This is a genomic window from Psychrobacter glaciei (genome assembly GCF_014652895.1).
GTDB classification, from domain to species: domain Bacteria; phylum Pseudomonadota; class Gammaproteobacteria; order Pseudomonadales; family Moraxellaceae; genus Psychrobacter; species Psychrobacter glaciei.
This window is the reverse complement of sequence record NZ_BMZR01000004.1, coordinates 257,936-267,425: the sequence shown is the minus strand read 5'-3', so window position 1 is coordinate 267,425 and position 9,490 is coordinate 257,936. Positions and strand designations below refer to the sequence as shown.

Sequence of the window (9,490 nt, the reverse complement as noted above, 5' to 3'; positions counted from 1 at the left end):
GCTATCGTCCACAGTTCTACTTCCGTACTACTGACGTAACTGGCGCAATCCAATTACAAGATGGTACTGAAATGGTTATGCCTGGTGATAACGTTGAGATGGGCGTAGAGCTTATCCACCCAATCGCTATGGACAAAGGTCTTCGCTTCGCTATTCGTGAAGGCGGCCGTACTGTAGGCGCTGGTGTTGTTGCTAACGTATTGAACTAAGCATTAACCTATCAGAGTAATCTGATAGTCGTTAAGCAGTTCGTGAAAAGCCGCTCTCTTTATTGAGGGTGGCTTTTTTTTGGGTGGCAGAATGTTGTTTTAGAATTCTTAGAGAGATTTAAATTGAATGCCATATCTGCTATGTCTCCTATTGTAATATAGCGCTTGTCTTGTTATATTAACGCTGCTTCTTACGAAGCATTTTTTATGAAAAGAGCGTTTGTTGATTAGAGAAATTAGCTAAAATATACAATTTTAACGCTAAAGGCTTGCATTCTATGCTCAATATTGTATAATGCTGTCCTTTACACCCATAGGCGATTGGCTCAATTGGTAGAGCATCGGTCTCCAAAACCGAGGGTTGTAGGTTCGAGTCCTACATCGCCTGCCATCTTCTTATCACATCTTTGTTACACCTCACCATCTCCGAAGCGAGTTCTTTATGAGCAATAATCAAGATAACCTCGAGAATAAGTTATCTGATGCCAAGGCGGGTGCTGGTGGAATGCTGTCTAAAGGTCAGCACATCTCAGCAGGCAATCAAACGACGGCTGTTGAAGTTGCTAAAACTGGCTCAATGAAAGATGTGATTCTGTGGCTACTTGCCGCAGCAGTTTTAATTGGGGCGACGTTAGTTAATCAATATTTACCTGGCTATTGGCAGCCTGCCAATGATGTCTGGATACGTATTGGTATTATCGTTGCCCTTATTGTATTTGCTTTAGTCTGTTTAGCATTAACGCATCAGGGTCGCGCTTTTAAAATATTGTTAAAAGATGCTGCCGTTGAATTACGCCGCGTGACATGGCCAGGCAAAGACGAGACTTTTCAGTATACTTGGCAAGTTCTTGTGATGATTGCCATTGTTGGATTTCTAGTTTGGTTATTAGATAATTTCTTCAACTGGTTCGTTGGCCTCTTTATTGGTTAATAGCACGTATTAGTGAGTATTAACCCAAAATTTACTTATAACGATTAGGAGCGTGACATGCGTTGGTATATTGTCCAAGCGTTTTCAGGATATGAAAAGCAAGTACAGCGTTCATTAACTGATCGTATTAATCGTAGTGACTTCGCTGAATCATTCGGTGACGTATTGGTTCCTACTGAAGAAGTCGTCGAAATGAAAGACGGCAAAAAGCGTAAAAGCGAGCGTAAATTCTTTCCAGGCTATGTATTGATCCAAATGGAAATGAACGACAACACTTGGCACATCGTCAAAGACTGTCCACGTATTATGGGTTTCATCGGTGGTACACCTGAAACGCCAGCGCCAATTACCCAAGTAGAAGCAGATCGTATTTTAAACCGTTTGAATCAGACTGAAACTGACCCACGTCCTAAGACTCTGTTTGAGCCAGGCGAAGAGTTGTTGGTTATCGATGGTCCATTTACTGACTTTAAAGGGTTGGTTGAAAAAGTGGATTATGAAAAGTCTAAACTACATTTAACGGTAAACGTATTTAATCGACCGACTCAGGTCGAGCTTGAGTTTAGTAAAGTTGAGAAACTAGACTAAACCCGTAAAAATTCATCAACCGGGGAGCTGTTAGTCAATAAGGTTTATACCACGTTGATTTGGCGCTATTACCCATTTAGGAGAGTATCATGGCTAAGAAGATTGATGGTTACATCAAACTGCAAGTGCCTGCAGGCAAAGCAAATCCTTCACCACCGATTGGTCCAGCATTGGGTCAAAAAGGCGTGAACATCATGGCATTCTGTAAAGAATTTAACGCTGCAACCTCAAACCAAGAGCCGGGTCTACCGATTCCTACTGAGATCACTGTATATAGCGATAAGTCTTTTACCTTTATCATGAAGTCGCCACCGGCTGCATACTTACTACGTAAGGCTGCTGGTATCGCTAAAGGTTCTGGTACGCCAAACACCGCTAAAGTCGGTAAAGTTGACCGTGCACAATTAGAAGATATCGTTAAGACTAAAGATGCAGATTTAACTGCTGCTGATCTTGATGCTGCTGTTCGTACCATCGCTGGTACTGCACGTTCAATGGGTATTACCGTGGAGGGTGTGTAAATGAGTAAACTTACTAAGCGTCAAAAGTTAATCGCTGAGCGTGTAGAAAACGAAAAGTTATACACAATTGAAGAAGCGGTTCAAATCTTAAACGATTTGCCAGCATTAAAATTCAAAGAGTCTATCGACATCGCAGTAAACTTGGGCGTTGACCCACGTAAATCTGATCAAGTCGTTCGTGGCGCTACCAACCTACCTGCTGGTACTGGTAAAACCAAACGCGTTGCTGTATTTGCTCAAGGTGCTGCTGCTGAAGCCGCCAAAGAAGCTGGTGCTGACATCGTTGGTTTTGAAGACCTAGCAGAACAAATCAAAGCTGGCAACATGGACTTTGATATCGTTATTGCTGCTCCTGATGCAATGCGTGTTGTTGGTCAGTTAGGTACTATCTTAGGTCCACGTGGCCTAATGCCTAACCCAAAAGTTGGTACGGTAACGCCTAACGTTGCTGAAGCTGTGAAAAATGCTAAAGCTGGTCAAGCACAGTATCGTGTAGACAAAGCTGGTATCATTCATACTACTATTGGTCAAGTTGGTTTCACTGCTGAGCAAGTTATTCAAAATGCTGAAGCACTAATCACAGATCTAAAACGTGCTAAACCTGCTACGTCTAAAGGTACTTTCATTAAGAAAATTACCTTGTCTAGCACTATGGGTCCAGGTATCACTATTGATGCTGTTCCTTATCGCACTGCTAAATAATTAAGTATTCACTCTTCAAATATTTTGAATAATGCGTACAAACCAATTCTAAAAAATTAGGTCAGCGTAGCATATGCTACGCTGTCTAAGACCGTAGGTAGAGAGTGGTTTAGTGTCATAGATAGCAATTTTCGAATGGTTAAATATGATAACAAGCTGCTTTTTTTAATCGACTACTGATGAAAATCTTAGTTGTCCTACGCAGACGGTGATCCACCCAGTTGTTGATAAGAGCCGATAGTTCAATCTATCACTTGATGTCATTCTGATAACGGTGCCGTAATCAGTCGTTATGAGTAGGTTTTATTTTTATAGAATTTATGAATAACGTGTCGTATCAAGTCAGTCTAATTCAGTTGTTTAATAATTGAAAATTTCGATTTTTAAGAATTAAAATACTGAGCAGACTGATAAGATTAAAGGAGTCAACTTATGGCATTAACGCTAGAGCAAAAACAACAAGTTGTGGCTGAAGTGTCTGAAGTTGCTGCTAATGCTTACTCAGCAGTAGCTGCCGAATATCACGGTATTGGTGTTGCAAAGCTTACTAAGCTGCGCGAACAAGCCCGTGAGAAAGGCGTGATTTTGAAAGTGGTAAAAAATACCCTAGCAAAACGCGCTTTTGAAGGCACTAAGTTTGAGAGCATGTCAGACCGTATGACTGGTCCACTACTTTTGGCTTTCTCTATGGAAGATTTGGGATCTGCCGCTCGAGTCGTTTTCGACTTTAGCAAAGATAACAAAGCTTTAGAGACCAAATTAGTATCAGTCGGTGGTGTTGTTTATGGTCCAGAAGAGCTAGAGCGCGTATCGAAGCTACCAACTCGCGACGAAGCAATCTCTATCTTGATGGCTACTATGAATGCACCAGTGACCAAGCTTGTCCAGACTATGAACGCTGTTCCTGGCAAGTTCGTTCGCACTGTAGCGGCAATCAAAGACGCAAAAGAAGCTGCTTAATTGCTTGTTTTAACGTAACTTTGACATCGCTGATTGTACTTTATTGCCAACACTATTTGAACATTTGGCAAACAATCAAAGCGATATTAAAATCAATTAAATTTTATCAGATAACGGAGAGTTCTCATGGCACTATCTAAAGATGATGTGTTAAACGCAATCGCTGAAATGTCAGTAATGGATATCGTTGAGTTAATCAGCGACATGGAAGAAAAATTCGGCGTAACAGCTGCTGTTGCTGCTGCACCTGCTGCTGCTGGCCCTGCTGCTGCTGCTGCTGAAGAAAAAGACGAGTTTGACGTAGTTCTTGCCAGCTTTGGCGAGAAGAAAGTTGGCGTTATTAAAGCCGTACGTGAAGCTACTGGTCTTGGCTTGAAAGAAGCGAAAGATTTGGTTGAAAGCGCTCCAGCTCCAATCAAAGAAGGCGTTAACAAAGCTGAAGCTGAAGAGTTGAAAAAGAAACTTGAAGAAGCTGGTGCAACTGTTGAACTAAAATAAGCTGAGCTTATCTTAGTGTTGTACAAAAAAAGCTGGTAATGCCTTGCATTGCCAGCTTTTTTTTATTATAATTCGTAGCTTGACCTTTTGTGTCTGCCAACATACGTATGCAACAACACGGTGGATACCCATCAAAAGGACAGACGATAGCTATGCAAATAGACACAGTGCAAGCACACATACCAGTTTTTGAAATCAGTTAATATCAGCTAAACGTCCATAGATGTTTGGCATTTTTTTGTGTCTGCATGCTTTCCCAGTAATACTATAGTTTATACTGATTCTAAAAGTTATAGTTACCCCAATTATTATTAATTCTGAAAAGCTGTTAATCTTAGGTTATCCATTTAGCATGGTTTTACTGTCAGTAGGTAGGCTCGTAGACGGTATATATCAGCGACGACATTGGTTTTGATGGTAAGTAGATTAGGATCACCCTAATAGAAGTTGTTTCTTCTCAAGAGTATTGGTAAGTATTAACCTATAAATCAATTTATTATAGATTGGCTTATATTGAAACTATCGGTCTAAACCATCATATAGAGTGGCTTAGATACCGATGATAAGACTAGATTGATTTGTAAGATTAAATGCAGTTGTAACATTAAATGATAGTGTCATAGTGGCGCACTGATGAAGCACATACCAATGTATCACCTGTACGAATAGATAAACAGTCACTAGCTGAGTATTAACACCCGTTTTATATTATCGTTTACGTTGCCAAGTTTGCATAATATTAATATCAAATAGTATTGATGCATGCTGGCCACGCTTTCAATTTGTTTCCACGTTTACTGTAAGGACTCTCGATGGCATATTCTTATACTGAAAAAAAGCGTATTCGCAAAAGTTTTGCTGAATTGCCCACTGTGATGGACATTCCCTATTTACTGTCTATTCAAGTAGATTCCTACGAGCAATTTTTGCAAGAGCATAAAAAGCCAAAAGCTCGTGAGAATAGTGGCCTGCAAGCTGCGTATTCCTCTATTTTCCCAATTGAGAGTCACTCTGGTAATGCTGAGTTACAATTCGTTGAATATTATTTGGGCGATCCTGAGTTTGATGAGCGTGAGTGTATCTTACGTGGCTCAACGTTTGCAGCACCAATGCGTGTCAAAATCCGCTTAATTATCAAAGATAAAGACAGCAAAGACAAAGACAGTAAAGCGGCAATCAAAGATATCCGTGAGCAAAGTGTCTATATGGGTGAAATCCCATTGATGACCCAAAACGGTACCTTTATTATCAATGGTACTGAGCGTGTTATCGTATCGCAATTACATCGCTCACCTGGCGTGTTCTTTGATCATGATAAAGGCAAGTCACATTCAAGTGGTAAAGTGCTTTATAACGCCCGTATCATCCCTTACCGTGGTTCATGGCTTGATTTTGAATTTGATGCAAAAGACCTAGTCTTTGCTCGTATTGACCGTCGTCGTAAATTACTGGCATCTATTATCCTTCGTGCCCTAGGCTTGAGCACTGCTGAAATCTTAGATCTTTTCTTTGATAAAGTAGCGGTTTATAAAGGTGAAGAGCAGTTTGAGATTGATCTGGTTGCAGATCGTCTGCGCGGCGAGATGGCTCAGTTCGATATCGTATCACCTGAAGGTGACGTCATCGTAGAGCAGGGCAAACGTATCAATGCCCGTCGTATCCGTCAGCTTGAAGAAGCGGGTATGACCAAAATCTCTATCCCTGATGAATACTTATATGAGCGTATTTTGGCCGAGGATATCGTCGTTAACGATGAAGTCATCGCTAAAGCCAATACATTAATTGACCATGAATTATTGGTTAAATTAAGCGCATTTGAAGCCAGTGACTCTATCAAAGAGTTCAGCATCTTGTTCACCAACGATATCGATCAAGGCAGTTATATTGCCGATACGTTACGTGCTGACAGTACTTCAAGCCGTGAAGAAGCATTGATTGAAATCTATAAAGTCATGCGTCCAGGTGAGCCACCAACGGTCGAAACTGCTGAAAAACTATTTGATAGCATGTTCTTTAACGCTGATCGTTATGACCTATCAAATGTTGGTCGTATGAAATTCAACCGTCGTCTTGGTTTAGAATTTGATAACACGGATGATCCAGATATCCAGCGCGAACGTAGCGTATTGACCAATGCCGATATCGTTAACGTGCTAAAAGAGCTGATCGAAATTCGTAACGGTCGCGGCGAAGTCGATGATATTGACCATCTAGGTAACCGCCGTATTCGTTCGGTTGGTGAAATGGCAGAAAACCAATTCCGTGTTGGTCTAGTGCGTGTTGAGCGTGCGGTTAAAGAGCGTTTAAGCTCAGCGGAATCTGATAACTTGTCACCACAAGATTTGATTAACTCAAAGCCTGTTGCGGCTGCGGTTAAAGAGTTCTTTGGTTCAAGCCAGTTGTCACAGTTTATGGATCAGAACAACCCGTTGTCTGAAGTTACCCATAAGCGCCGTGTATCAGCATTAGGACCCGGTGGTCTGACTCGTGAACGTGCAGGCTTTGAAGTACGTGACGTACATGATACCCATTATGGCCGTGTATGCCCAATTGAGACTCCTGAAGGTCCAAACATTGGTCTTATCAACTCATTGGCAACATTCGCTAAAACCAACAGCTTTGGCTTCTTAGAAACGCCTTATCGCCGTGTGGTTGATGGTAAAGTCACAGATGTTATTGAATATCTATCCGCCATTGAAGAAGTAGGTACGGTCATTGCACAGGCTGATTCACCAGTAACCGCAGAAGGCGCGTTATCTGATGAAATGGTCAGTGTACGTAGCTATGGTGAATTCGTTCGCATGCCGCCAGAAAAAGTGACGCATATGGATGTGTCACCAAGTCAGGTCGTATCGGTCGCAGCAGGTTTGATTCCGTTCCTAGAGCATGATGATGCTAACCGTGCCTTGATGGGTTCGAACATGCAGCGTCAGGCTGTTCCTACGCTACGTGCTGATAAGCCGTTAGTAGGTACGGGTATGGAGCGTCACGTTGCTCGTGACTCTGGTGTTTGTGTCATCGCTAAGCGTGGTGGTGTGATCGAAGACGTTGATGCCTCACGTGTTGTGGTTCGTGTAAATGAAGATGAGATGATTGCTGGTGAAGCCGGTATTGATATCTATAACTTAGTTAAATATACGCGTTCTAACCAAAACACTTGTATCAACCAACGTATTATCGTGAACCAAGGCGATGCTATTGCTGTAGGTGATATCTTGGCTGATGGTCCTTCAACGGATCTTGGCGAGTTGGCATTGGGTCAGAACATCCGCATCGCATTTATGCCGTGGAATGGTTACAACTTCGAAGATTCAATCTTGTTATCTGAAAAAGTGGTAAAAGAAGATCGTTTCACCACTATTCATATTCAAGAATTGACCTGTGTGGCGCGTGATACCAAGCTAGGTACTGAAGAGATTACTGCTGATATTCCAAACGTTGGTGAAGCGGCTCTATCAAGCCTTGATGAAGCGGGTATCGTTTATATCGGTGCTGAAGTTGACGCTGGTGATATCTTGGTTGGTAAAGTGACGCCAAAAGGTGAAACACAACTAACGCCAGAAGAGAAACTCCTCCGGGCTATCTTTGGTGAAAAAGCCGCTGATGTTAAAGACACGTCATTACGTGTTCCAACATCAAGCAAAGGTACGGTTATTGACGTTCAAGTCTTTACCCGTGATGGCGTTGAAAAAGATGCACGTGCGAGAGCGATTGAAAAATCACAGCTTGATAGCTATCGTAAAGATTTAAAAGAAGAGCTACGTATCTTTGAAGAAGCCGCTCGTGGTCGTATTGGTAATTTGCTTGATGGTCAAAAAGTCAGTGGTGGTTCAGGTCTAAAGGCCGGTACAGTGATGGCATTGGCTGATATGAAAGATATGAGCCTTGAGACTTTGCTTGATATTCAGCCAGTTGAAGAAGAAATCTCTGAGCGTCTAACGCAAATCGCTGATTACTTAGTTGATAAGCAAAAAGACATCGATGTGAAGTTTGCTGAGAAAAAACGCAAATTGACTGCCGGTGATGACTTGCAACATGGCGTACAAAAAATCGTTAAGGTATATCTAGCGGTTAAGCGTCGTATTCAGCCTGGTGATAAGATGGCTGGTCGTCATGGTAACAAAGGTGTTGTATCGCGCATTATGCCGGTTGAAGACATGCCTTATGACGAAAATGGTAATACCGTTGACATCGTACTGAACCCACTAGGTGTTCCGTCTCGTATGAACATCGGTCAGGTGCTAGAGACGCATTTGGGTATGGCAGCAAAAGGTTTGGGCGAGAAAATTGACGGCATGCTCAAAGCACAAGCCGCGATCAAAGACTTACGTGATTTCTTAGACCAAATCTATAACAAAGTAGGCGGTGAACAAGTTGATCTAGATAGCTTGAGTGATGACGACATCATGGCGCTATCAGACAACTTGCGTGGCGGTGTACCGATGGGCACGGCAGTATTTGATGGTGCGCATGAGCATCAAGTCAAAGACTTGCTAGAGCTTGCTGGTCTAGCCAGAAACGGTCAGCAGACGTTATATGATGGTCGTACGGGTCAGAAGTTTGATCGTCAAGTAACCGTCGGCTACATGTATATGCTCAAGCTTAACCATTTGGTTGATGACAAAATGCATGCACGTTCAACTGGTTCTTATTCACTAGTGACGCAGCAGCCACTTGGTGGTAAAGCACAGTTTGGTGGTCAGCGCTTCGGTGAGATGGAAGTATGGGCACTAGAAGCTTACGGCGCGACTTACACGCTGCAAGAGATGTTGACAGTGAAATCGGATGATGTCGAAGGCCGTACCCGTATGTATAAAAACATCGTCGATGGTGAGCAATATATGGATCCAGGTATGCCTGAATCGTTTAACGTCTTGACCAAAGAAATCAAATCATTGGGTATTAACATTGAGTTAAAACAAACCCATTAAGAATGGCTGGCTGACTGAATTAAGATTATTACAGTCAGTTATTAACCTTAGTGGTTAGCTAAAAGCAGTATGCTAAATTGCTGCTGCTTTTAGCCATTTATCTCAACCCTATTCATTGCCTTCATTCATCTTATCCGCGTTAATAGTACG

8 protein-coding genes and 1 tRNA gene are annotated in these 9,490 nt (G+C 42.1%); all 9 read left to right on the top strand.

Features of this window, described 5'->3' with window-relative positions; genetic code table 11:
• The coding region (locus IE130_RS10990; RefSeq protein ID WP_505909241.1) for an EF-Tu C-terminal domain-related protein at positions 1-209 on the top strand (209 nt) is incomplete at its 5' end.
• Positions 210-524: 315 nt separating this feature from the next.
• Positions 525-600 (top strand) — tRNA-Trp (locus IE130_RS10985).
• Between the two features lie 51 nt (positions 601-651).
• Positions 652-1,140 (top strand): preprotein translocase subunit SecE, encoded by a 489-nt coding sequence (gene secE / locus IE130_RS10980; RefSeq protein WP_010201719.1) that lies wholly within the window; start codon positions 652-654, stop codon positions 1,138-1,140.
• Between the two features lie 57 nt (positions 1,141-1,197).
• Positions 1,198-1,728 (top strand): transcription termination/antitermination protein NusG, encoded by a 531-nt coding sequence (gene nusG / locus IE130_RS10975; protein WP_010201718.1) that lies wholly within the window; start codon positions 1,198-1,200, stop codon positions 1,726-1,728.
• Positions 1,729-1,817: 89 nt separating this feature from the next.
• Positions 1,818-2,249, top strand: coding sequence for a 50S ribosomal protein L11 (gene rplK / locus IE130_RS10970; RefSeq protein WP_010201717.1), 432 nt, complete (start codon positions 1,818-1,820; stop codon positions 2,247-2,249).
• Complete coding sequence (gene rplA / locus IE130_RS10965) at positions 2,250-2,951, top strand: 50S ribosomal protein L1 (protein WP_010201716.1); 702 nt, start codon at positions 2,250-2,252, stop codon at positions 2,949-2,951.
• Positions 2,952-3,383: 432 nt separating this feature from the next.
• Positions 3,384-3,911, top strand: a complete 528-nt coding sequence (rplJ, locus tag IE130_RS10960) for a 50S ribosomal protein L10 (protein WP_010201715.1) — start codon at positions 3,384-3,386, stop codon at positions 3,909-3,911.
• A gap of 126 nt (positions 3,912-4,037) precedes the next feature.
• Entirely contained in the window at positions 4,038-4,409 is a 372-nt protein-coding gene (rplL, locus tag IE130_RS10955; protein WP_010201714.1) for a 50S ribosomal protein L7/L12, read from the top strand.
• Positions 4,410-5,221: 812 nt separating this feature from the next.
• Positions 5,222-9,340, top strand: a complete 4,119-nt coding sequence (gene rpoB / locus IE130_RS10950; protein ID WP_189585786.1) for a DNA-directed RNA polymerase subunit beta — start codon at positions 5,222-5,224, stop codon at positions 9,338-9,340.
• Positions 9,341-9,490 lie beyond the last annotated feature (150 nt).

Coding starts and splice junctions, on each gene's coding strand:
- secE (WP_010201719.1), top strand. CDS start 652: ATGAGCAATAATCAAGATAACCTCGAGAATAAGTTATCTGATGCCAAG.
- nusG (WP_010201718.1), top strand. CDS start 1,198: ATGCGTTGGTATATTGTCCAAGCGTTTTCAGGATATGAAAAGCAAGTA.
- rplK (WP_010201717.1), top strand. CDS start 1,818: ATGGCTAAGAAGATTGATGGTTACATCAAACTGCAAGTGCCTGCAGGC.
- rplA (WP_010201716.1), top strand. CDS start 2,250: ATGAGTAAACTTACTAAGCGTCAAAAGTTAATCGCTGAGCGTGTAGAA.
- rplJ (WP_010201715.1), top strand. CDS start 3,384: ATGGCATTAACGCTAGAGCAAAAACAACAAGTTGTGGCTGAAGTGTCT.
- rplL (WP_010201714.1), top strand. CDS start 4,038: ATGGCACTATCTAAAGATGATGTGTTAAACGCAATCGCTGAAATGTCA.
- rpoB (WP_189585786.1), top strand. CDS start 5,222: ATGGCATATTCTTATACTGAAAAAAAGCGTATTCGCAAAAGTTTTGCT.